The sequence below is a fragment of the Kitasatospora sp. NPDC032150 genome (genome assembly GCF_055579945.1).
Window position 1 is genome coordinate 106113 of record NZ_JBVIMH010000018.1, and the last position, 21970, is coordinate 128082.

Annotated in this window: 19 protein-coding genes and 1 tRNA gene; 11 read left to right on the forward strand and 9 right to left on the reverse strand. The window is 71.7% G+C overall.

All coding sequences use genetic code 11. The annotated features are described in order from the left end of the window. The first annotated feature begins 249 nt into the window (after positions 1 to 249). Entirely contained in the window at positions 250 to 1122 is an 873-nt protein-coding gene (locus ACZ5ON_RS21915) for a shikimate dehydrogenase (RefSeq protein ID WP_465595091.1), read from the forward strand. A 122-nt stretch (positions 1123 to 1244) separates the two neighbouring features. Here ACZ5ON_RS21915 and ACZ5ON_RS21920 read toward each other — a convergent pair whose 3' ends face one another. After that, positions 1245 to 2456 (reverse strand): IS701 family transposase, encoded by a 1212-nt coding sequence (locus tag ACZ5ON_RS21920; protein WP_465595094.1) that lies wholly within the window; start codon positions 2454 to 2456, stop codon positions 1245 to 1247. Between the two features lie 259 nt (positions 2457 to 2715). Here ACZ5ON_RS21920 and ACZ5ON_RS21925 point away from each other — a divergent pair, with 259 nt between their 5' ends. Then, positions 2716 to 3504 carry a ScbR family autoregulator-binding transcription factor gene (locus ACZ5ON_RS21925; protein WP_465595097.1) on the forward strand — a complete coding sequence of 263 codons (789 nt, stop codon included), beginning with the start codon at positions 2716 to 2718 and terminating at the stop codon, positions 3502 to 3504. A gap of 52 nt (positions 3505 to 3556) precedes the next feature. On the opposite strand, the gene ACZ5ON_RS21930 is transcribed toward ACZ5ON_RS21925, so the two are convergent. Then, positions 3557 to 4213: a ScbR family autoregulator-binding transcription factor gene (locus ACZ5ON_RS21930; protein ID WP_465595100.1), complete on the reverse strand. Its 657-nt coding sequence runs from the start codon at positions 4211 to 4213 to the stop codon at positions 3557 to 3559. 153 nt (positions 4214 to 4366) lie between these two features. On the opposite strand from ACZ5ON_RS21930, the gene ACZ5ON_RS21935 reads away from it, so the two are divergent. Next, complete coding sequence (locus tag ACZ5ON_RS21935; RefSeq protein WP_465595103.1) at positions 4367 to 5359, forward strand: ScbA/BarX family gamma-butyrolactone biosynthesis protein; 993 nt, start codon at positions 4367 to 4369, stop codon at positions 5357 to 5359. 266 nt (positions 5360 to 5625) lie between these two features. On the opposite strand, the gene ACZ5ON_RS21940 is transcribed toward ACZ5ON_RS21935, so the two are convergent. Both ACZ5ON_RS21940 and ACZ5ON_RS21945 read right to left on the reverse strand, forming a co-directional pair. Next, a complete protein-coding gene (locus ACZ5ON_RS21940) occupies positions 5626 to 6390 on the reverse strand; it encodes an SDR family oxidoreductase (protein ID WP_465595106.1) in 765 nt (254 codons plus the stop codon). A gap of 42 nt (positions 6391 to 6432) precedes the next feature. Beyond that, positions 6433 to 7152, reverse strand: coding sequence for an HAD family hydrolase (locus ACZ5ON_RS21945; RefSeq protein ID WP_465595109.1), 720 nt, complete (start codon positions 7150 to 7152; stop codon positions 6433 to 6435). 707 nt (positions 7153 to 7859) lie between these two features. Between ACZ5ON_RS21945 and ACZ5ON_RS21950 the strand changes: the two genes are divergently transcribed. Next, on the forward strand, positions 7860 to 8126 hold the full coding sequence (locus ACZ5ON_RS21950; protein ID WP_465595112.1) for a hypothetical protein: 267 nt from the start codon (positions 7860 to 7862) through the stop codon (positions 8124 to 8126). Positions 8127 to 8540: 414 nt separating this feature from the next. Here ACZ5ON_RS21950 and ACZ5ON_RS21955 read toward each other — a convergent pair whose 3' ends face one another. Together ACZ5ON_RS21955 and ACZ5ON_RS21960 are read right to left on the reverse strand one after the other, a co-directional pair. Then, on the reverse strand, positions 8541 to 9029 hold the full coding sequence (locus ACZ5ON_RS21955) for an allene oxide cyclase barrel-like domain-containing protein (protein ID WP_465595115.1): 489 nt from the start codon (positions 9027 to 9029) through the stop codon (positions 8541 to 8543). Positions 9030 to 9207: 178 nt separating this feature from the next. After that, the gene (locus tag ACZ5ON_RS21960) at positions 9208 to 9351 is read right to left on the reverse strand and encodes a hypothetical protein (RefSeq protein WP_465595118.1); all 144 of its coding nucleotides are present in this window, start codon (positions 9349 to 9351) and stop codon (positions 9208 to 9210) included. Positions 9352 to 9496: 145 nt separating this feature from the next. On the opposite strand from ACZ5ON_RS21960, the gene ACZ5ON_RS21965 reads away from it, so the two are divergent. Continuing rightward, positions 9497 to 9664: a hypothetical protein gene (locus ACZ5ON_RS21965; protein WP_465595121.1), complete on the forward strand. Its 168-nt coding sequence runs from the start codon at positions 9497 to 9499 to the stop codon at positions 9662 to 9664. 162 nt (positions 9665 to 9826) lie between these two features. On the opposite strand, the gene ACZ5ON_RS21970 is transcribed toward ACZ5ON_RS21965, so the two are convergent. Further along, positions 9827 to 9914, reverse strand: a tRNA-Ser gene (locus tag ACZ5ON_RS21970). An 81-nt stretch (positions 9915 to 9995) separates the two neighbouring features. Beyond that, complete coding sequence (locus ACZ5ON_RS21975) at positions 9996 to 11663, reverse strand: S1C family serine protease (protein WP_465595140.1); 1668 nt, start codon at positions 11661 to 11663, stop codon at positions 9996 to 9998. Positions 11664 to 12082: 419 nt separating this feature from the next. On the opposite strand from ACZ5ON_RS21975, the gene ACZ5ON_RS21980 reads away from it, so the two are divergent. The 4 genes from ACZ5ON_RS21980 to ACZ5ON_RS21995 all read left to right on the forward strand — a co-directional run bounded on the left by ACZ5ON_RS21980 (position 12083) and on the right by ACZ5ON_RS21995 (position 16608). Then, positions 12083 to 13447, forward strand: coding sequence for a purine-cytosine permease family protein (locus ACZ5ON_RS21980; protein ID WP_465595143.1), 1365 nt, complete (start codon positions 12083 to 12085; stop codon positions 13445 to 13447). 223 nt (positions 13448 to 13670) lie between these two features. Then, complete coding sequence (locus tag ACZ5ON_RS21985; RefSeq protein WP_465595256.1) at positions 13671 to 14417, forward strand: glycerophosphodiester phosphodiesterase; 747 nt, start codon at positions 13671 to 13673, stop codon at positions 14415 to 14417. Between the two features lie 441 nt (positions 14418 to 14858). Beyond that, positions 14859 to 15437: an ATP-binding protein gene (locus ACZ5ON_RS21990; protein ID WP_465595259.1), complete on the forward strand. Its 579-nt coding sequence runs from the start codon at positions 14859 to 14861 to the stop codon at positions 15435 to 15437. A 169-nt stretch (positions 15438 to 15606) separates the two neighbouring features. After that, complete coding sequence (locus ACZ5ON_RS21995; protein WP_465595146.1) at positions 15607 to 16608, forward strand: DUF5926 family protein; 1002 nt, start codon at positions 15607 to 15609, stop codon at positions 16606 to 16608. A gap of 408 nt (positions 16609 to 17016) precedes the next feature. On the opposite strand, the gene ACZ5ON_RS22000 is transcribed toward ACZ5ON_RS21995, so the two are convergent. Further along, on the reverse strand, positions 17017 to 17748 hold the full coding sequence (locus ACZ5ON_RS22000) for a bifunctional DNA primase/polymerase (protein ID WP_465595149.1): 732 nt from the start codon (positions 17746 to 17748) through the stop codon (positions 17017 to 17019). 626 nt (positions 17749 to 18374) lie between these two features. Between ACZ5ON_RS22000 and ACZ5ON_RS22005 the strand changes: the two genes are divergently transcribed. Together ACZ5ON_RS22005 and ACZ5ON_RS22010 are read left to right on the forward strand one after the other, a co-directional pair. Next, positions 18375 to 19910, forward strand: a complete 1536-nt coding sequence (locus tag ACZ5ON_RS22005) for a PP2C family protein-serine/threonine phosphatase (RefSeq protein ID WP_465595152.1) — start codon at positions 18375 to 18377, stop codon at positions 19908 to 19910. Positions 19911 to 20175: 265 nt separating this feature from the next. Continuing rightward, the gene (locus tag ACZ5ON_RS22010) at positions 20176 to 21687 is read left to right on the forward strand and encodes an aminopeptidase P family protein (protein WP_465595155.1); all 1512 of its coding nucleotides are present in this window, start codon (positions 20176 to 20178) and stop codon (positions 21685 to 21687) included. The last annotated feature ends 283 nt before the right edge of the window (positions 21688 to 21970 follow it).

Genomic DNA, 21970 nt, shown 5'->3' on the forward strand with positions numbered 1-21970 from the left:
CGCCCCCGCTCCGGCAACCGGGCACTCCGCACGGCGCGGGCAGCTTCTCGGCGTGCCGCCCCGGGGAAGGGCCTCGCGATCTGACGAAGTACGGCGGGACTTCCGACCCGACGGCGGCGGAGCTGACTTCGTTCCTGCGGATTCCCTGCGCGGCGCGGTCGGCTGCCTAAGCTGAGCAACACCGATGGAGACGGCGGGTCGTACCCGACCGGTCTCCGTCCCCGCCTCTGCCAGAGGAGTCCATCGACCATGCGCGCGGATCACCACCCGGTGGCGGAGCACTCGGGGCCGACCCGGCCGGCGGCCCGTGCGGCGGTGCTCGGCTCGCCGGTCGGCCAGTCCCTCTCCCCCGCCCTGCACCGGGCCGCGTACACCGCCATGGGCCTCGACTGGGACTGCGAGGCGGTCGAGTGCGACGAGACCATGCTGCACCGGATGCTCGATGCCGGGACGGGCGACTGGGCCGGAGTGGCCCTCGCCATGCCGCTCAAGCGTGCCGCCCTGCCCTGGATCGACGAGGTCACCGACCTCGCCCTGGACGTCGGCGGCGTCAACACGGTGGTCTTCCGCGACGGCCGGACCTTCGGGGACAACACCGACCCGCACGGAATCGTCCTCGCCCTGCGCGAGGCCGGGGTGGCCGACCCCGGCTCGGCCCTGGTGCTGGGCGGCGGCGCCACCGCCTCCTCGGCCCTCGCCGCCCTGCGCGACCTCGGCGTCCGGGGACCCGGTCTGGTCGTCCGCGAGCGCCGGCGCGCGGCCGAAGCCGCTTCGGCGGCCGTACGGCTGGGCATGGCCGTGGACATCCACACCTTCGACCGCCTCGAAGAGCTGCTGCACGGCACCGAGTTGGTCATCTCGACCCTGCCGCCCGGGGTGGCGGACCGGTACGCAGCCGTGATCATGCGCTCCCGGGCCGCCGTACTGGACGTGGTCCCCTCCGCCTGGTCCACCCGGCTCGTCAAGGCCGCCGGATTCGCCGGGAACCCGGTGGCGGACGGGTTGTCCGCGCTGGTCCACCAGGCTGCCCGGCAGGTGGAGTTGATCACGGGGCGGAGCGATGTGCCGCTCGACGCCATGCGCGCGGCCGGCCGGGCCGAACTGGCCCGTCGTACGGGCTGAAACCTGCCCGTCGCACGAGCTGAACCTGCCCGTCGCACGAGCTCAACCGGCGTGTTGCACGAGCCGAACCGGCCCGCCGCCGGGCCCCTCGCTCTCTCGATCGCTCCTGCCGCCCGCCTCCGCTACGCCGACAGCTCCTGGGAGTGGTCGAAACCCTGGCGCCGGGCCGAGGAGAGCACCGAGATCGCGTGCGCGACCGAGCACAGGGTCGCGTGGCGGTGCCAGCCCGCGTAGCTGCGCCCCTCGAAGTCGCGCATGCCGACCTTCGCGCTGACCCCGGTGAAGTCCTTGGCCACCCGGCGGGTGAGCCGGCCCAACCGCAGCAGCGCCACCGGCGGCACCTCCGCCATGTTGGAGAGCCAGAGTTCGGCCGGCTGCCCCTTGGCGCCGGCCCAGCCGCCGACCAGGGTCAGCGCCCGCTCGGGCATCCCGGGTGCGCCGTGTCGGCGGATCGAGGGCATGGTCACCCGGGTGCCGCCGACCAGGATCGACCGGGTGATCGAGTAGTCGGGGTCGACCCAGCCCGCCGGCTGGGAGAAACGCTTCGCCCATTCGATCAACTGCTGTGCCTGGAACATCCGTTCACCTCGCCCGGGCAACCCGGGCTCGAAGCCGATCAGCCGGGTGGCACCGCCGATCCGCATCACGAACGGCACGCCCCGCCGGGTGAACTCCTCGACCAGTACGGCGGTGTCCAGTTCGCGGGCGTCCAGCACGGCCGGCCTGCGCCGCAGCCCCCAGTCGGTGCCGGTGAGTTCCACCACCGCGCTCACGGCGCACAGTTCGGGGCTGGCGCCGGCGACCTCGTCCGGAATCTTGGCGCGTCTGCGGCGCTCCTGGTCGTCCAGCCAGCCCTGCGGCAGGAAGAGCCGCCAGTTCACCGGGGCACTCAGGTCCTCGTTGGCCAGCCAAGCGCCGTACGCCTGCTGGCTGTTGACCACCCGGCCCAGGTCGGTGCGGAAGGACTCCTCGACGCCGACCGAGTGCGCACCCGCCTTGGGGACCGCCATCGAGCTCAGCACCCAGGCCTGCGGCAGCACCACGCGGTCCAGGTGGCGGGCCAGCGCGTGCCTGACCGTCTGCCAGTCCCACGAGGAGTCACTGATGAAGTGGTGCAGACTCTGCTCGGCCGCGCCCCGGCCGGCCACCGAGGCGAGCGCCCGCATCGACTTCCGACCCGGCACCGACAGCAGCCCGGCGATGTACCACTCGCCACGGGCCCGCTGGTCACGGCGCTTCAGCGAGGCGAGCATCCGGCGGGAGAAGTCCGTGACGAAGTCGTCCGCCACGTCCCCCCAGATCCGGTCCGGAACATCCTTCTCGATCCGATCCACAGCCCGCGTCCCCTCTTCTGCGGTTGCGTCCACCCGCCCCTCCGGACGCCGCGCCGGAGACCGTGGTGTCATGCTGACCCACGGACAATACCGTACCGACTGGTTGGTTTTAAATACTCCTGCCGAAGGCTTTGCCGAGTTGCGATGAAGTCCCCGAAAGCGCAATACCGCACAGTTGGTTTGTTAAGCTGCGGTCCACGCACACCTGCCCCCTCCCGCGACCGCCCGGCCGTTTGCGGGGCAGCGGAACGGCGGGTCCATGGCAACCCGGTCTGCCGCGCACACCCGCAGCCCGACCACCCAGCACGAGGGAGAGGTCATGCCCCGCCAGGAACGGGCAGAACGCACCAGGCAGTTACTGGTCGAGGCCGCCGCCGCCTCCTTCGACGCCGACGGTTACACCATGACCGCCCTGGGGGACGTCACCAGGCTCTCCGGCATGTCCAAGGGCGCGCTGTACTTCCACTTCGGCTCCAAGGAACAGCTGGCGGAGGCGGTGCTGGCAGGCTCCCGGGACGGGCTGCGCGAGTGCGTCCGCCAGGCCCGCACGTCCGGCGGCCCGACCGTCCAGTACCTGATCGACCTGTGCCACTCGGTGGCCCGCCGGATCGACGACGACGTGGTGTTCCGGGCCGGCCTCCGACTGACCGGCGACCCCGGCCTGGACCGGTCCGTCTGCCCGTCGCCGCAGGTCAGCTGGGTGCGCATGGTGCGGCTGCTGCTGCGGCGCGCGGCCTGGCGGCAGGAGATCCGCGCCGGGGCCCCGGTGGAGGTGGCGGCCGACCTGCTCGGCGCCGCGGCGGCGGGGGTCGGACTGCTGGCCCGGCAGGAGACCCGGTGGCTCGACCGGGAGACGATCACCCGCATGTGGTGGGCGGTCCTACCGGCACTGGTATTGCCCGAGCATCTCGACCGACTGAACGCCTCCGGTTCAATACCGGACGGTCTGTTTCCGCCAGAATCTCCAGGCCCCGAATCGGGCCCGCTTGAGCAGCCCCGCCAGGGCGCCTGGAAAGATCCCAACTCCTCGGCCGCACACGGAGTGTGAACCCATTGACGGGACGCGGCGCCGGGAGGGCCGCACCCCGTCGAGCGGCACCCTACTCGGCCGGCTCTCCGTCGGCCTCTTTCGCGGAGAGCAGCGCGCGAGCGCCCCGGCCCGGCGCCGTATCCAGCCGAGCCAGCACCGACGGCGTGGCGACGGACGGCAGCAGGTGCTGCCAGAGGACCGAGACGCGCTTCTCCACGTCGGCGAGCCCGGACGCCACCTGCGAGTACATCGTGATGCCGTTGAAGCTTCCGACGATCAGCTCGGTGGTCTCCACCGGGTCGACCTGCGGAAGCAACTCGCCCTGCCGCTTCGCCTGTTCGGCCAGCCCGCCGAGCATCTCGGTCCAGGCGAGCAACGGGTTGCTGTCGCCGAAGTCGACCGATCCGCGCTCCACCGCGAGCCTGATCCCGGCCCGCAGCATGGCGTCCTCCGGCAGGGCGTGCGCGACCGCCATGGTGATGTCCACGAGCTCCTGGAGCTTGGAGGCGTTCTCCGCCACCCGCAGATGCAGGGTCTGCTCCTGGATCACCCCCCGGGCCAGCGCCTCCTTGGAGGGGAAGTGGAAGTACAGCGCCCCCTTGGTCACCTCCACGCGGGCCAGGATCTCCTTGATCGAGGCCGCGTCATAGCCGAACTCGTCGAAGACCTCCGCAGCCCCCTGCAAGATCATCTGACGCGTGCGGATCGCGCGCTCCTGCTGTGCCATCAGGACTCTCCTGTCGTACCACTGCTACGTCCCGCCCCTCGTTCACAAGATTGAAGGACGAAGCACTCACAAATAAACCGGCTGGCCTGTATTGTGACGCCAGGGCCAACGGGGCCCTGAACCACGCTCTTCGTGATCCTCGGGGGAGGGGACATGATCGAGTCGCCGTCCATCGCCGCAGCCCCGGGCTGCGCACTGTCCAAGCCGCCGTTCGGCTCCGCAGCCAACCGGACACCCTCGGGAAAAGCGCACTTCACCAGCACTGTTCCCAGGGAACTGGTACACCGCGCCGCCGTGGCCGAGGTTCTGCTGACCCGCTGGCACCGACTGGACGACACGCACTTCAGTGCTTCGGCCCAGTGGCCCCGAGGTCACAGTTTCTTCACGTCTCCCGACGGTTTTCACCATGACCCCCTTCTCATTGCGGAAACCATCCGACAGGTCGGTACCTTACTTGCTCACGCCGAGCTCGACGTACCCATGGACAGCTATTTCCTGCTGGAGACCATGCGCTTCGACTCCGACCTCGAGGGACTGGAGGTCCGGAGGACACCGGCTGACCTGGAGCTGATGGTCACCGCGTCCGATCTGCGCCACAGCGGCCGGAGGCTGACCGGTCTCCGCTACGACGCCCAGTTCCTGCGCGACGGCGCCCAGGTGGCCAGCGCCGGCCTGAAGGCCAGTTTCATGACACCGGCCGTTTACCGCCGCCTCCGCGGCGACCATCTGACCGCCCGGCCCGGCACGGTGCTTCCCGCACCGATCGAACCAGCCCTCGTCGGCCGGCGGATCGGCTTCGACGTCGTCCTCTCCCCGACCGGGCTCGCCAACCGCTGGGAACTGCGCGCCGACAGCCGGCACCCGGTGCTCTTCGACCACCCGGGCGACCACATCCCCGGCATGGTGCTGATGGAGGCCGCCCGTCAGGCGGCCCGGGTGATGGCACCGGAAGCGGACATGATCACCTCGCTCGACACGTCCTTCACCAAGTACGTGGAGTTCGAGGCACCCTGCTGGATCACGGCCGACGAGGTGGCGGGCGACGACCCGTCCGGCCAGCGCCTGGTGATCCGCGGGGAGCAGTTCGGAGAGAGCGTCTTCACCATGACCGTCTCGGTGGCCGCGCGGGTGCCGCTCGCCGTGTGACGGCGCTGCCAGCTGTCATGGGGCCGCCGGGTTGTGACCTGCAGCGGCCTCGCTCTCGACCTCGCTCTCGTCCGAAGTTTCCTTACCAGAAGACGAGTTCGACGCATGTGCGTGCGAAGTTCCCAGCCACACGCTCGGTGCGCCCGATGCGGTCGACCGGATCCACCCGCCACTCCAGCAGACTGCCCGGTACTGAAGGGCAGTTGACGCCGGACCGGCCGGAGCGGCCGGAGCGGCCGGAATGACCGGACGGACTCCGGGTCGGCTCAGAGCCGGGATCCGCCGCTGGCGTCGATGCGCTGGCCGGTGATCCAGCGGGAGTCGTCCGAGGCGAGGAAGGCGACGATGTCCGCCACATCGGCGGCGTCGCCGAGCCGGTCGAAGGCCGAGAACGCGGCCAGTGCCGCCACACCTTCGGGGCTCGTCCGGCGATGGGCGTTCATGTCGGTGGCCACGAACCCGGGGGCCACCACGTTCACGGTGATCCCGCGCGGGCCCAACTCCTTGGCCAGCGCCAGGGTCAGCGCCTCGATCCCACCCTTGGTCAGTGCGTACGCCACGCCCTCGGGGAAGGCGACCCTGGTGGCCACCGAGGAGATGTTGACGATCCGGCCGCCGTCCCGGAGGCGGGACAGGCCCTGCTGGACGAGGAACAGCGGAGCCTTGGCGTTCACCGCGACCAGCCGGTCGAAGATCTCCGGGGTCACCCGGTGGATGTCGGCCGGCAGGCTGATACCCGCGTTGTTGACCAGGATGTCCAACCCCGGGTGCGCCCCGCGCTCGTCCAGTGCCTCGTCGAACCGGCCGTAGAGCGTCTCGGCGTCCCCCGGGACGCCGAGCTCGGCGCAGACCGGGAAGGCCTGCCCGCCGTCCTGCTCGATCAGCGCCACGGTCTCCTCAGCCGCCGCCCGGTTGCCGCCGTAGTGGACGGCGACCAGGGCACCGTCCTTCGCCAGCCGCCGGGCGATCCCCCGGCCGATCCCCCGGCTCGCCCCGGTCACCAGAGCGGTCTTCCCGCCGAGTACGCCCACCGTGTGCTCCCCTTCCGCGTGGGTGATCAGCTGCGGGCGTGCTCAGCCCGTGACGGCCCCGGCCTGCTTCGGCCAGAGCCGGCCGGCCTCGGCCGCCGAATCCAGTTCGCGGACCAGCGTCTCGTCGATCACGTCGAGCGAGTCCACGATGTGGCGAACACCCGCCTTCCGCATCAACTCCCGCTGGTGGCCGTGCTCGAAGTCCGAGGGGTGGCCGATGAACGGGACGCCCAGCGCCCTGGCGTGCTCGGCCACCCGGGCCACGTCGTCGATGAAGAGCACCTCGTCGTGGCCGAGGCCGAACACGTCGGTGACGATCTCCTTGACTCCCGGACGGAAGTCATTGGTGCAGACGTACCCGGGCTCGTCGAACAGCCTGGAGTGCTCGCCGAGATAGCGGTCGAAGTGGGAGCGGTCCAGGCCGCCGTAGCAGACGGTCCGCAGCCCGAGCGCGCGCAGCCGCTCGACCAGCCGGACCGCACCGTCCAGCACCCGGTTCGGATCGCGCTCCAGGTACTCGGCCCGCTCCTGGAAGTAGACCTCCAGGGTCCGCTCGACCGGCCAGTCGACCCCGGCGGCCTCGGCGAGCACAACGGCGGCGTCCGCCTGCCGCTGCGAGAAGATCCGGCGTTCGACCTCGGCCGAGTACCGGCCGCCCCTGCTGGTGATGAAGTGGTGGATCACCGGGCTGAAGGTGTCGTTCAGCATCACGCCGTCGATGTTCACGGCGGCGGCCCTGAGCCGCGTCAACGGTCCTGTCATCGGTAGCCCCCCTCAGATCTGCGGCCCATGTTAGACGGGAGGTACCGGAAAAGATCAACTGGTGTACGGATCTGATTCGACGTCAACTTGCCACCAATCAAGCCATACCGGTGTTCCGCTCCCCGCCCGGGCGCTCTGCCGGGACGCCCCGGCGGTGGCCGGCGCCGGACGCCCAGGCGACACCCACCGATCCGGAGGACTTGCGGTCTTGTGACTGCGAATAGAAGCCGACGCGGGCGCGGGCAGGGGCGATGTGACCTTCCTCGACGAGCCGGACTTCGCACCCGGCCGTGCCCACCGGCTACACCTGGTCGCGCGTCGGGCAGTGCGCAATGGTGCCTCGAGGACTCTCGTAACCGGCGGGTCAACCTGCTTGGCGTGCTGGACGCGGACACCAGGCCGAACTCGGCGTCCAGGAGGGCGAGTACGCGGATCCGCCTGGCTTCTCAGGCCACCTCAGGCCACGTCGGCCCGCGAACCCCGGCACCACCAGGCCGGATTCACGGCCGCGAGCCGCTGGCGGCACGACCACCCTGGCCGCCCTCACGGCGTTGTCTGGACCGTTCGACCTCGCCGTCGACCCCACTGCCGGGCCGCCGTCGCCCAGGCCGGCAGGGCGGAGTGCGTGAAGCTCAAGTCCTGCGAAGTCGCGACGGCTACAGTGGCGAATATTTCAGCCGACAGGCCATCACAAAAGGGGGAATGGCATGTGGCTCCTGTGGGGCGGCGCGATCGTGTTGAGCGTAGTGACCGTGTCTAGAGGATTCCTGCAAGCCGGGAAGAACCGCATGACGGGCCTTGGTGCCTTCGGTGACCCCATCGCTCTCGCAACCGGTGGGGCCGGCGCTGCCGCCGCCGGGCTGGGGGCGACAGCTATGGCGCTGAACCCAGCGGTGGTGGCAGCGACCGCCTTCTTCTGGGGCCTGACCGCCGTTGAAGTCGCCTACTGCGCAAGGCACCGCGCCAACATGTAGCGGAGCCGGCATCAGCGCCACGGCGCCCACGTCGCAGAACGGCCGGACCCGCCCACAACGCACCACGCGGGCGAGCCCGGCCGCTGCCCGTCGATGGCCGCAACCCGCCTAGGGCCGGGCGGGTCGAGGCACTACCGGCCCCGGCCAACCCGCCCGATCGCGCTCCATGGGCGTTCCACGGACGTTCCACGCGCGCTGAACGACAGCGGGAACAGCGAAGTGCGGGCACCGGCTGCTCACCGGTACCCGCCCTGAGCTGAGGTGATCCCCACATGCAGGGCCTCTGGTGCACTTTCCCTGCGTTCGGTGAGAGCGCGGCACTCGGCGCCCTCGGCTGTGCCCCGGTTGCCGGGGTGGCCGGGCCGCCGGAGTCGGCCGATGGCGGGGCGTCGCGGCCGCCGCCCCCGGGTATCGCTAGGTGAGGTAGAGCGTGATGTCCGTCTCCGTGGGATTGACGTTGGTGCCGGTCACGAAGCCGCGGGCGTTCTTGTAGACGCCGGTGCCGCCGGTGATCGCGAGCGTGAACTCAGTGGGGAAGCTCTCGATCACGGGGGCGAGCCCCTGGATGGCGATGTCGCCCTTGGGCAGGTGGAGGGTGATCTCACACTCGCGCTCGTCCGGCGAAAGGCTGGTGACCGTGCACACGAAGCCGTCGCTGCCGACCCTGTTGCCGTTCTGGAAGAGCTCGTCGTTACCGACTTGCCGGTCTCCGAGGCTCAGCCCACCGTCCACCGGGATGCCGGCCGCCTGTCGCAGGAGGGCGACGAGCTTGATGACCTTGACCTTGCCCTTGCCACCGAGGGTGTCGGGAGCCGGGGCGGCAGCATGTGCGAGTGGCGCGCAGGCGAGGACAGCGGCCAGAGCGGCCCCCGCGACCGACCCCAGTGCCTTGAAACGGCGCATTGTGCGTCTCCTGGTGAGAATTGATGAAAGTTGCATAAGTGACGGTTAATCACTTATCTCTTCCTGCTTACCTCATCGGCTTTGCTGCAGATCACGGCACGCCGGGCGTGCGTGGGGTCCGGCCCAATCGAGTCCATCGGATGGGCGTGCCTCCGGTATGGCGGCCCTCCCCGGGCCATCACCCCACCGCCTCCCCGAAGCCCGGCAGCTCATTGGCCGGGTCATCCAGCCACGACGTGTGGCCGTCGCGGGCGACGGTCAGACCGAAGCGCTCGAACCCGGGCCGCCCGGCCGCATCCCACCAGCGCCACGCGGTCTCCACCTCGCCCCACAGCCGACGGGGACCGGACCACCTGCTGCACCGGTGTCCTTCAGCTGAGCGATGACCCTCTGGGCATCCCAGTCCGGGTGCGCGGCGCATGCCCCGACAACACAGCGCCATCCGCGCCGCCACACGGCATACCGCCGTGTCTGGATGGCTGGCCGCTGGCGTCGACCAGACCGAGGTGGCCCGACGGGCGGGTCACAGCGTCGCTGTCCTGCTCAAGTTCTACGCAAAGATCATCAATGGTCGCCAGGAGCGGGCGAACAGCAAGATCGAGCGGTTCCTCGACGGCGAGGACACCGCCGTGTAGGGCCCGGAAATCGGCCGCACGGGCGGTCCATCCTGGTCCACAGCTGGCCCACACGTGCTGGTCAGAGGCGGCACACGGGTGACACACCGTGGGGCAGGAAGCAGTCAGGGCGGGTACCGACTGGAGTCGGTACCCGCCCTGAGCTGGGACTACGCCCACGTGCGGAGGGTGTGGGATTTGAACCCACGGTGACGGGTCACGCCACGACAGTTTTCAAGACTGTTCCCTTAGGCCGCTCGGGCAACCCTCCTGGCGGAGGTCAGCCTAACGGGTCCGGAGGGGTTCGGTGCACATGCTTTTCCGGAGCGGGGCGTTTTCCGGGGTGGCTGGGTCAGGGGGTGTCGCCCTTGCGCTCGCCGAGGGTGACGGTGGTCTTGGCGGTCTTGCCGTCCCGGATGTACTCGACGGAGACCTTGTCGCCGGGCTTGTACGTCCAGATCTCGCTGACCAGGGTCGGGGAGCTGTCGATCGGGTGGTCGCCCAGCTTGGTGATGACGTCGCCCGCCTTGAGGCCGGCCTGGTCGGCGGGGCCGCCGGGGGTGACGGCCGGGGTGCCCTGGACCGGTCCGGTCTGGATCTGCGCGCCGTCGCCCTTGTAGTCGTCGTTGCGCAGCACGCCGATGATCGCGTAGACCGGCGTGCCGGTCTTGATCAGGTCCTGGGCGACCCGGCTGGCCTGGTTGATCGGGATGGCGAAGCCGAGGCCGATGCTGCCCGCGCGGCCGCCCGAGCCGCCGGTGTTGGACTGGATCGCCGAGTTGATGCCGATCACCGCGCCGGCGCTGTTGAGCAGCGGCCCGCCGGAGTTGCCCGGGTTGATCGAGGCGTCGGTCTGCAGTGCGTTCATGTAGGACGACTGCGCGCCGGTCTCGTCGCCGGAGGCCACCGGGCGGTCCTTGGCGCTGACGATGCCGGTGGTGACGGTGCCCTCGAGGCCGTAGGGCGCGCCGATGGCGATGGTGGCGTCGCCGACCGCGACCTTGTCGGAGTCGCCGAGCGGGAGCGGGACCAGCTTGTCCTTCGGCGGGTTGTCGAGCCGGATCACGGCCACGTCGTAGCCCTGGGCGCGGCCGACCACCGAGGCGGTGTACGCGGAGCCGTCGGAGAACTTGACGGTCAGCTTGCCGCCGTTGGCCGCCGGGGCGACCACGTGGTTGTTGGTGAGGATGTGGCCCTCGGTGTCGTAGACGAAACCGGTGCCGGTGCCGGACTCCTGCGAGCCCTGGGCCTTGATGGTGACCACGCTGGGCAGCGCCTTGGCGGCGATCCCCGCGATGGAGTTCGGGGCCCGGTCGATGGTCTTGTCCCCGGCCTGGATGGTGGTGCTGGTGTGGCTGGCGCCGTAGTTGGCGGAGCTTCCGCTGTTGCCGCCGACGGTCGCGCCGATCGCGCCACCCGCGAGGCCGGCCACCAGGGCGACCGCCGCGATCAGGGCGACCAGGCCGCCGCGCTTGCGGGGCTGCGGGGTGCCCTGGGCGCCGAACTCGCCCGGGTAGCCGGGGACGCCGGGCTCGCCCGGGCCGGCCGGGGGCGCGCCCCAGCCGCCGAGCGGCTGTCCCGCGCCGAACGGGTGGTGCGGCTGCCCCTCGGCGCCCAGCACCGTGGTCTGCTCGGCCGAACCGGCCGACCCGGAATGCGGGTGCTCGGCGGCCGGCGCGGCGTAGGGGTTCCCGGCGGCCGGCGGCGGGGCCTGGACGACCGGCGGCGGCGCGTCCAGGTAGCTCTGCGCGGCAGGCGCGGCCGGCGGCGGCGCGTCCAGGTAGGTGGGGGCCGGAGCGGCGGACTCGCCCGCGGCGGCCGAGGGCCCGGCAGGGGCGGGGGCGGACGGCTCGGCGGCCTCCGCGTCGCTCAGCTTGGTGAGGGCGACCGTAGGCGCGGACTCGACGACCGGTGCAGCACCAGCCGACGCGGCGTCAGGAGCCGGACCCACCGCCCCCTGGCCGGAGGAGGAGCGCTCCTCCTCCGGCCCGGCGGACCCACTCGCGTGCTCGGTGCTCACGGACGACCTCCATAACTGACAGGACCTTGACCCATAGTTTTTCGCATCCAGGATTCAGTTGCCGTAAGGAGCCCTCTGAAGAACTCGTGAGAATCCTTAAGTACTCCCGACATGCTCCCGACAGGCTTCCCGTCCGAGCGCTCCGTCCGAGCGGTCCGACCGGGTATACCAACCGGCGCGCCGACCAACTACGCCGACCGGGCGCGCCGGCCGTCCGCGATCCGGACCAGCGCCCTCGGCCTTGGGGTTCCCGGGGCCCTGCGGTTACCCTGGCCGCTCCAAACTGACACGCGGGAGCTTGGACCGTCCAGGCTGAGAGTGCGCTGATCGGACCGTACGCCATTCACACCGGCGATGGGGCGAGGGGGCGCAGACCGCTCGAACCTGTCCGGGTAATGCCGGCGTAGGGAGCATTGGCCATGTCGGCTGTCTCTGCACCACCGTCTGACGCGTCAACGACCGCCGCGCGCCCCGAGGCGCCGCTGACGCTGGACACCGCGCCTCCCCGCACCCTCGGTTTCCGCGACCAGTTCGCGCTCTGGGCCAACCTCGGCGTCAGCCTGATGGGCTTCAGCGGCGCGGCCACCGTGCTGGGCACCGCGGGTTCCGAGCTCTCCTTCGCGGCCTCGGTGACGGCGGTGGTGGCGGGCACCGTGATCGGTACCGCGATGCTCGGCGTGGCCGCGCTGATCGGTGCCCGGACGGGTGCCCCGGCGATGGCGTCGCTGCGCGGGCTGTTCGGCACGAAGCTCTCGTACCTGCCGACGGTGCTGAACATCGCCCAGTGCATCGGCTGGGGCGTCTACGAGCTCATGGTGATCGCGATGGGCGCGCAGGCGGTGGCCGGCACCGAGGGCTGGCGCTGGCTGTTCGTGGTGCTGGCGGGTACGGTGACCACCACGCTGACCATCTGGCCGCTGGGTTCGATCGCGGTGCTGCGCAAGTACGTCGCGGCGGCGGTCGGCCTGGCGATGGTGTACTTCACGGTGCAGCTGGGCCGCCAGGGCTTCCCCGACCCGGGCGCGGGCAACTGGAACGGGTTCCTGCACGCGACCGACGCGATCATCGCCGTCTCGATCTCCTTCGTCCCGATGGCCGCCGACTACACCCGGCACTCGCGCACCTCCTCGGCCGCGTACTGGGGCACCTTCTCCGGCTACACGCTGGCCCAGGTCTGGTGCTACGTGGTGGGCCTGATCGCGCTGCTGCAGTCCGGCGGCGACGCCTCGAAGATCTTCTCCTCGTTCACCGGGGTCGCGGCCGGCTGGCTCTTCCTGCTGGTGCTGGTGCTGCGCGAGAGCGACCAGTCGTTCGCCAACGTGTACTCGACCGCGATGTCCATCCACAACCTGCTCCCCCGGGTGGACCGCCGCCTGCTGACCGGCGGGATCGGCGTGCTGGTCACCGTGCTGGCGCTGCAGATCCAGGAGTTCACGGACTCGTACTACAACTTCCTCGGCCTGATCGGCTCGGTGTTCGTGCCGCTGCTGGCCGTGCTCGCGGTGGACTACTTCTTCGGCGCCGGCCGGCACGGCTGGAACCTCGGCCAGGACGCCCCGGCCCGCTGGGTGATGCTGGCGCCGTGGCTGCTGGGCTTCGCCGTCTACCAGTTCCTGGCCCCGACGCCGATCGCCGGCTGGTGGACCGACCTGTGGACCGGTCTGCAGTCCGCGGTGCACTTCACGCCGCAGGAGTGGAGCTCGGCCTCGCTGTTCGGCTTCCTGGTGCCGGCGCTGGCCACCTGGCTGCTGACCCTGGTCCGGCGGGAGGGGTCGGCCGGCTGACCGCGGCTCCGGCCGCCTGAACAGCGATCCGTCCCCGGGCCGGGCCCGGGGACGGATTCCTGTTCTCCCGCGCCGTTCCCCCTCCGCTGCCGGCCTTCTTCACCGCGAGTTCCCCGTGCCGATGGTTCCGGGCCATCTGCCGCCCCGTAGGGTTGGTCCCGTGGAAACCCGTGACCTCTCAGCGACGGCACCAGGAACCATCGACCGCACGGCCGTCCGGGTCATCGCGCACCGGGGTTCCTCCGCCGCCCTCCCCGAGCACACCCTCGCCGCCTACCGCCGCGCGATCGAGGAAGGCGCCGACGGCCTGGAGTGCGACGTACGGCTGACCGCCGACGGGCAGTTGGTGTGCGTCCACGACCGCACCGTCCAGCGCACCTCGAACGGGCGGGGCACGGTGTCCGCGATGACGCTGGCCGAGCTCTCCCGGCTGGACTTCGGCTCCTGGAAGTCGCCCGGGGCACCCGAACCCAGCCCGATCCTCACCCTGGCCGAGTTGCTGGAACTGGTCGCCGACGCCGGACGGCGGATCGAGCTGGCGATCGAGACCAAGCACCCGACCCGGCACGGCGGCGGGATCGAGACCGAACTGCTGCGCATGCTCGGGCACTACGGGCTGCTGCCCGCGATGTCCGCCGAGTCCTCGGTGCGGGTGATGAGCTTCTCCGAGCTCTCGCTGCAGCGGATCCGCCGCGCGGCGCCCGCCATTCCCACCGTCTATCTGGCGGAGCGCCGACTGCCGCTGCTCGGCCGGACCAGCAGGCTGCCCGGCGGCGCCCGGATCGCCGGTCCCGGCATCGAGCTGATCCGGGCCGACCCCGGTCTGGTGCCGGCCCTGAGGCGGGCCGGGAACCGGGTGCACGTGTGGACGGTGGACGATCCGGCGGACGTCGAGTACTGCCTGGAGCTCGGCGTGGAGGCGCTCATCACCAACCGTCCGCGCGAGGTACTGGCCCAACTCGGCCGATAACGGCCTCTCTCCGAGCAGGCCGGAACCGGCTAGAACGGTCCGAGACCGGCGTGGAGTGTGACGCGCGTGGACCGTGGGCCCACATGAGCCGTGACGCGCGTTGACCGTGACGGACGGCGGCCGTGGCGGACACCCGCCACAGCGGCCGTCCTCGGCCACCGGCGTTCGCCCTGCGGCAGCCGCCAACCACGGCAGGCGATTTGGTGTACGCGGGCGTGAAGTGGGGGCGCAAAGGACAGCGCAAACAAGGCCGAAGGCAACCTTGTTGGCGAATTCCATGCGCTTTCACGACAGCGCGTGAGCAGTTAATCACCATTTGCGTACCGTGAGTTGCGATCCCCGGAAATGTCGGATCAGGATCGCCGACCGGTCGTTTCCGACGGATTCCCAGGGGGCATCCATCCCTCGGCGAACGCTGAAGGAGGTCCGGGGGTGGCATTGATGGTCGCGCACGCTGTGCTTGTCAAGTCCGGTCCCACTTCATCGACCGTGGCCGTTCCGCACGGCCCGGCCAGTGTCGCAGTCGCACGAAGGCGGCTACGACGCGATCTGGGAGAACGCGAGATACCGGACGCGGTGATTGACGATGCGGTACTGATCCTTTCCGAACTGCTCAGCAATTCCTGTCGATACGCCCGTCCGCTGCCGCTTCTCGCGGCACTCGACGGGGACGGGGAGAGCCGGGAGAGTTCGGGGGCGCCGGGGGTTTCGGGAACCTCCGTGAACTCCGTGACATCGGTGGCCGATCTACTGGATCCGGATCTCGGTGACGGGTGCGGCATTCTGGTGCGCTGGCAGCTGCACGGCGACGGCCTGCTCGGCCTTGAGGTGACGGACGGCGGTGCGGCCACCCGGCCGTTGCCCGCCCGGCCCTCGATGACCTCGCGCGGTGGCCGCGGCCTGAGCATCGTCGGGCAGTTGGCGAGCGACTGGGGCGTTCGCGACGAGCCCGGTCAGGTGACGGTCTGGGCCCTGCTGCCGGCTCGGGTGAACCACGTGACGAGCGCCCAGAGTGCCTGACCCTCCCCCGCCGGAGCGGGCGCGCTCTTCGACCGGGCCCAGGGTCGGCTCCCGACCGGGCCCAGGACTGACGGACACCCCAGTGGCGTTCCGAAGAGCGTGTTCGCCCGCTTCCCTGGAGCTAGGCTGCGCGGGAGCAAGTCATCGCCGTTTCCGGGAGAGCCGCACCATGGCCAAGAAGGCCGCGAAGAAGTCGCCGCAGCGCCGTCCGTCCACCGCCGTGAGCACGGGGGAGATCCCCGTCGTCGGTGCCCGCGAGGACTGCCCGTGCGGGTCGGGCCGCCGCTACAAGGCCTGCCACGGCCGGGAGGCCGCGCACGCGGTGCAGACGCTGGTGCACCGCCCGTTCGAGGGTCTGCCGGGCGAGGCGGACTGGGTCGCGCTGCGCGAGCTGGTCCCGGCCGCGACCGCCCCGCTGGCGCTGAGCACCGAGGCCAGGGAACTCGCGGTCGGCGAGGTGCCCTCGGTGACCCTGGCGACGGTGCTGCCGCTGGCCTGGCCCGCGCTGCGCCGCCAGGACGGCTCGATCCTGATCGGTCTGCAGACCCAGTCCTCCTCCGGCGACCTGAGCCGTGACCTGGCCGACGCCCTGGAGCTGGCCCTGGCCACCGAGCCCGGCACCCCGGTGCCCGCCCGCCGGACCACCCCGGGTGGGCGCCGCCTGCAGGAACTGCTGGATCTGGACGCCGAGTTCTCCCCGACCGTGTTCACCGGGTTCGAGTTCTGGCTGGAGGACGCCGAGGGCGCCACCGGCGAGGTCGCCGCCTCGCTGGAGCGTGCCAACGCCTCCGCCATCCCCACCGAGAAGCTCTCGTCCGTGGACTCCGCGTACTGGTGCGCCGCGCCGGACAAGAACCACCTGCGCTGGGTGATGACCGTCCCCGAGGAGCAGCTGCTGGACGCGCTCGCCCGGCTGAGCACCGCCGGCCAGTCCTCGCTCGGCCAGGACACCAAGCTGGTCGGCTCGTTCCGCGCGCACGGTCTCACCGTGCCGGTCTGGGACCTGCCTTCGGCGATGACCGCGGACGACTGCGAGAAGCCCGCCGCCGAGTTCGCCGAGCGCCTCGCGGACACCCTCGCGGCTCTGGCCTCGGCCGGTGCCGCCCCGCTGAACGCCGACGAGCGCCGGACCCGCGCCAACCTGGTGAACCGTCAGGTGACGCTCAACTGACGGTTCTCAGGTCCGCCGAGAAGATAAAGTGACTCGCGTCACATTTCTCCCGCGTTTCGGGAAATGTCCAGGTGGAACGCCTCGTGGACATCCCGTGGACAATTTGCGCGGACGCGGATCTTTGTTACCATTTAAACAGTCCGGCCGCTGGTGCATCCCCCGTCGCCAGCGGCCGGATCTTCCATTTTCCGGGCAGGTTCCCCGAGTTCGAGAAGCCGGGCGCGAGAAGCCCGGCACGAGAAGCCCGGCACGACAACCTCAGCGCGAGGACCGCGGCACGAGAACCGCGACTCGGCGGCAACCACCGCGCGACAACCGCGACAGAGCGACCGCGACAGAACACCCACGAGGGAACGACCGCGGCACGGAATTGCGCCGCCCGCCCCACCCTGCGGGCCCCGGCCGCGGTCAGAACGCCAGCCGGCTGCCGTCCGGGGCGACCCGGCTCGCCGCGATCAACCCGCCGAGCAGCGGCTCGACTTGGGGCAGCAGCGGCGTCCCCTCGGCCGGCGGCCTGATCCAGCGCACCGGACCGGCCGCAGCCTGCGAGGGCGGCATCAGCAGATAGCCGTCCGGCCCGTGGAAGCGCAGCGACCCGGGCACCCAGGGCAGGTCCGCGAGCACGCTGCCGAGCGCCTCCAGCGTGTACGGGGCCACCAGCAGGACGTACCGCCGCCGGCTCGCCAGCACCGGGCCGAGCGGCAGCCGGAGCAGGTCGAAGTACTCCAGCGCCCGCTGCCCGGCCTCCGCCGGGAGGCTCACCGCGCACACCGCCCGGCCGGTGGCGAGCAGCACCGGCGAGCCCGGGCTGCGCTCGCCCCACCACCAACTCACCATCCGCGCATCGGTGCTGGCCGCCAGCAGCGGCGGGTCGTGCGGGTGCGCGCCGGGAGCCGGGCAGCACGGATCGTCGCAGGAGCACGGCCCGAGCAGTCCGGCCACGGCGCGGGCGCCGGGCAGTACCGGCCAACCGCGGCCGGCCGTCGCCAGTGCGGTGCGCAGCAGCGCCTTCCGCCTGCGGCGCCGACTGCCGGGCCAGCGCAGCCAGTTGCGGCACGCCCACCGGGGGTTCGCACCGGGGAAGGTCCATCCCAGGAGGTTCCGGCCGCTCCGAGCCCGCCCGTGGCTCGTACGTCGCATGAGCACTCGTTCCTTTCCGAGACCGCCTGGCTCAGGCGCGACCGCTGGGGGTTCAGGCTCGATCACCGGACTCCGGGCCGCGGGTGCGGTCCGGGCAGCCCCGACCAATCGAACCGCACTGGCTGTTCGAACTGCACTGGCCACGCTGACCGTTCGGAACATTCGAACTGATGGCACGTCATACTCGCTGCCACCACCACCGGCGCCACGGCAGGACACCACGACACGGAACGCGAACGGGCAGGCACGAGCCCAGCCTTCGGGCCCCTCGAGGAGAATCCCGCATCCGTCTGGATGGACGACGTCGGAAGCGCGACGGTTCCACCGTACGGGTGAGTCGGGCCGTACCGTGCCGGGTTGCCGGGCATGGCCGCCTACGATCCGAGCCGCCGACGGGCCGTCACATACGTTGTCACCCAAGCCCCGTCGGGCACGGAGTCGGCCGCTCGGCCGCCCACGCCGATTCTGGACATGCCCCGATCGGCCTGTGTACAAGTGGTGGATTGGTGCCGAGTAGTGACGTAGCAGTTTTTTTGCGCGGTGCGATCCTTTGTGCGCCGCTGTCCTTCTGTGCGCTCCTGGGAGTCCTGCGTGGCACACACCAGTCTGTGGGGAGTTGGGGCGGAATGACCGACGCCAAGCCGCTTGACCTACCGCTGCCCGGGCCCGCCGGCCCGGCCGGCCAGGAAGCCGTACCCGGCCTGCCGTCGGGGCCGGCCCTCCTCGCCCCGGGGTCCGGCCACTGCGGCGGCCGCATGCTGACGGAGTGTTCCGTCCGGGGTCCGGCGTTCGCCGGTCCCGTCGGCACGGACTCGGAAACCTCGACCGCCGCCGTCCCCAACACGCCTGAGCTGCAGGACCGTTTGACCGGATGGCTGTCCGATTTCACCTCGCTCCACGAGCACACCGGCAGGCTCGCCGCCGCCCGCGGGCTCGCCGCCACCCTGACCGCCGTCCTCGACTCCGGTGCCGCCCTGCTCGGTGCCCACCGCGGGCTGATCACCACCGTCCCGGGCTCCGGACGCCCGGTCGGCCTCGGCCTGGACGGCGCCAGCGTCGGTGCGCTGGAGACCGTCCCCGCCGAGCACGGACCGTTCGCCGGACTGCTCAGCCGCCCCGGCAGCTCCGGACAACTGCTGGTCGCCGATCTCGCCGCCGACCCCTCCGTCGGCCCGCGCTTCCGCGAAGTGGCCGGACAGCTCGGCCTCGGCGCCTGCTACGCGCTGCCGCTCGCCACCGAGCAGGACGGACCGCTCGGCGCCGCCGTCTGGTTCTACGACGAACCCGCCGAACCCGACGAGCGGCGGCGGGAGCTGGCCCGGATGTACTGCGCGTTCGCCGCGCCGCTGGTGGCCAAACAGTTGGAGGCGGACCGCGCCCGCCGGGCCACCGAGGCGCTGCGCCGCGGCTTGCTGCCCGACCGGCTGCCCGCCGTCGCCGGGCTGCGGCTCGCCGCCCGCTGCGTCCCCGCCGCGCTCGACCGCTGCACCGGCGGCCGGGCCGGCGGCTCGGCCGGTGCGGCCGCCAGCAGCGACTGGTACGACGCCATCGCGCTCACGGATGGCACCCTCGGCCTCACCGTCGGCAGCGTCTCCGGCGACGGACCGGGCGCCGGCCCTGCCTCCGTCCCCGGCGCGGCGGCGGCGATGAGCAGGGTGCGGGCCGCACTGCGGGCGTACGTGGTGCTGGAGGGCGAGGACCCGGTCTCGGTGCTCGGCGACCTCGAACTGCTGCTCAAGACCACCGAGCCCGCGCGCAGCGCCACCGCCGTCTACGCCTGGGTCCAGCCCGGGGAGCGGCGGATCACCCTGGCCGGGGCCGGCCACTGCCCACCGGTCCTGGTCACCCGGTACGGCGCCAACTTCGTCGAGACCTCGCTCTCCGCGCCGCTCGGCATGCTCGCCTGCTGGGAGGCGCCCGGGGTCGAGCTCGACGCGGAGCGCGGGGACCTGCTGCTGCTCTACACCGAGGGGCTGGCCCGGCGCTTCGGGCCGACCCTGCACGCCGGCCAGGCGGCGCTGCGGCGGGCCGCGGCCGACGCCCCGCGCGACGTCCGCCTCGACCCGGACCGCTTCTGCGGCCACCTCCTCGACATCTGCCCGGCGGCCGGGGACGCCGGCGCCGTGGACGACCTGGTGCTGCTGGCGGCCCGCTTCGAGTGAGGCGGGTGAGGCGGGTGATGCGAGCGAGGCGTCCTCGCCGGCCGTCCGGGGGCCGGGGACGGGCCGGCCAGGGGCGCGGAGAGCCGTCCGCTGCCGCTGTCGCAGGTCCGGGCACCGTAGCTCGCCCGCTGGCCTCCGGGCGGGTGGGGCTCCACCGGTCGCGCAGCCGTTCGGCCGGGCATCCGTACCATGGGACGCACGACCGCCCACGCGTGTCGCGATCCGACGCGTCCGGGGCGGTACCACTCGCGAGGAGGCGACGTAAGTGACCGAGGACCGTACCCCGGCGGCGGCGGAGAACCCCGAAGGCGCTGCCGACGGCGGCCAGGAAGCCGCCGAGCAGCCCATCAAGGGCCGGAAGAACGGCCTCTACGGTGAGATCTCCGACGAGCTCGCCGCGTCGATGAAGTCCGGCTGGGCCGACACCGAGCTGCGCGACCTGCAGCCGGTCGAGCAGGCCCCGTACGCCGCCGAGCGGCGCGCCGCGCTCTCCGCCGCGTACCCCGGCGAGCGTCTGGTGATCCCGGCGGGCAACCTGAAGACCCGCTCCAACGACACCGACTACAACTTCCGCCCGGCCACCGAGTACGTGCACCTCACCGGTGACCAGACCGAGGACGCGGTCCTGGTCGCCGAGCCGGCCGGCGAGCGCGGCCACGACTTCCACCTCTACCTGCTGCCCCGCTCCAACCGCGAGAACGGCGAGTTCTGGCTGGACGGCAACGGCGAGCTCTGGGTCGGCCGCCGCCACAGCCTCACCGAGGCCGAGGCGCTGCTCGGCCTGCCCGCGCGGGACGTCCGCGAGGCCGCCGAGGAGCTGGCGGCCGCCGTTGCCGACGGTGTCCCGACCCGGATGGTGCGCGGCTACGACGCCGGCCTGGAGGCCGTGCTGGCCGAGGTGTTGGACGCCGACAAGGACGACGAGCTGAAGGTCTTCCTGAGCGGGCTGCGCCTGGTCAAGGACGAGTGGGAGATCGAGCAGCTGCGCGCCGCCTGCGCCGCCACCGTCAAGGGCTTCACCGACGCGGTACGGGAGCTGGGTCAGGCCGTGGCCACCTCCGAGCGCTGGATCGAGGGCACCTTCTGGCGCCGCGCCCGGGTCGAGGGCAACGACGTCGGCTACGGCTCCATCTGCGCCGCCGGCCCGCACGCCACCACCCTGCACTGGGTCCGCAACGACGGCGAGGTCCGCCCCGGCGAGCTCCTGCTGCTGGACGCCGGTGTGGAGACCCGCACCCTCTACACCGCGGACGTCACCCGCACCCTCCCGATCAACGGCCGCTTCGACGACCTGCAGCGGAAGATCTACGACGCCGTGTACGCCGCCCAGGAGGCCGGTATCGCGGCCGTCCGGCCGGGCGCCCGGTTCCGTGACTTCCACGAGGCCTCGCAGCGCGTCCTGGCCGAGCACCTGCTCGCCTGGGGCCTGCTGGACGCCACGGTCTACGACGTCGAGAAGGTCATCGAGCTCGGCCTGCAGCGCCGCTGGACCCTGCACGGCACCGGCCACATGCTCGGCCTGGACGTGCACGACTGCGCGGTGTCCCGCCGCGAGGAGCACGTGGACGCGCTGCTGAAGCCCGGCATGGTGCTGACCGTCGAGCCCGGCCTGTACTTCCAGCAGGACGACCTGACCGTCCCCGAGGAGTACCGCGGCATCGGCGTCCGGATCGAGGACGACATCCTGGTCACCGCCGACGGTCACGAGAACCTGTCGGCCGGGCTGCCCCGACGCTCCGACGACGTCGAGGCCTGGATGGCGAGCCTCAACGCCTGACGGCCACCGGGCACCAGGGGCGCGGGGACCCGCGCGCGGCACCAGGCGGCCGCGCGGGGCCCGCGCCCCTGTCGGTCTGTCGAAGGGGCCGCTCACCGGCGTTCACCCGACGGCCGGTTGGGGTCTTCCCCGGCCTTCCGCGACACCCCGGCCGTCCGGTGCCAAGACCGCGCTCCGGCGGTGGCGGGACGACTACACTCGCCAGGATTCCGCCAGCGAGGAATGGGGCAGACATGTCCGCTCAGCAGGCCACGGGCGGCCCGGTCGCCGTGACGATCGGGTC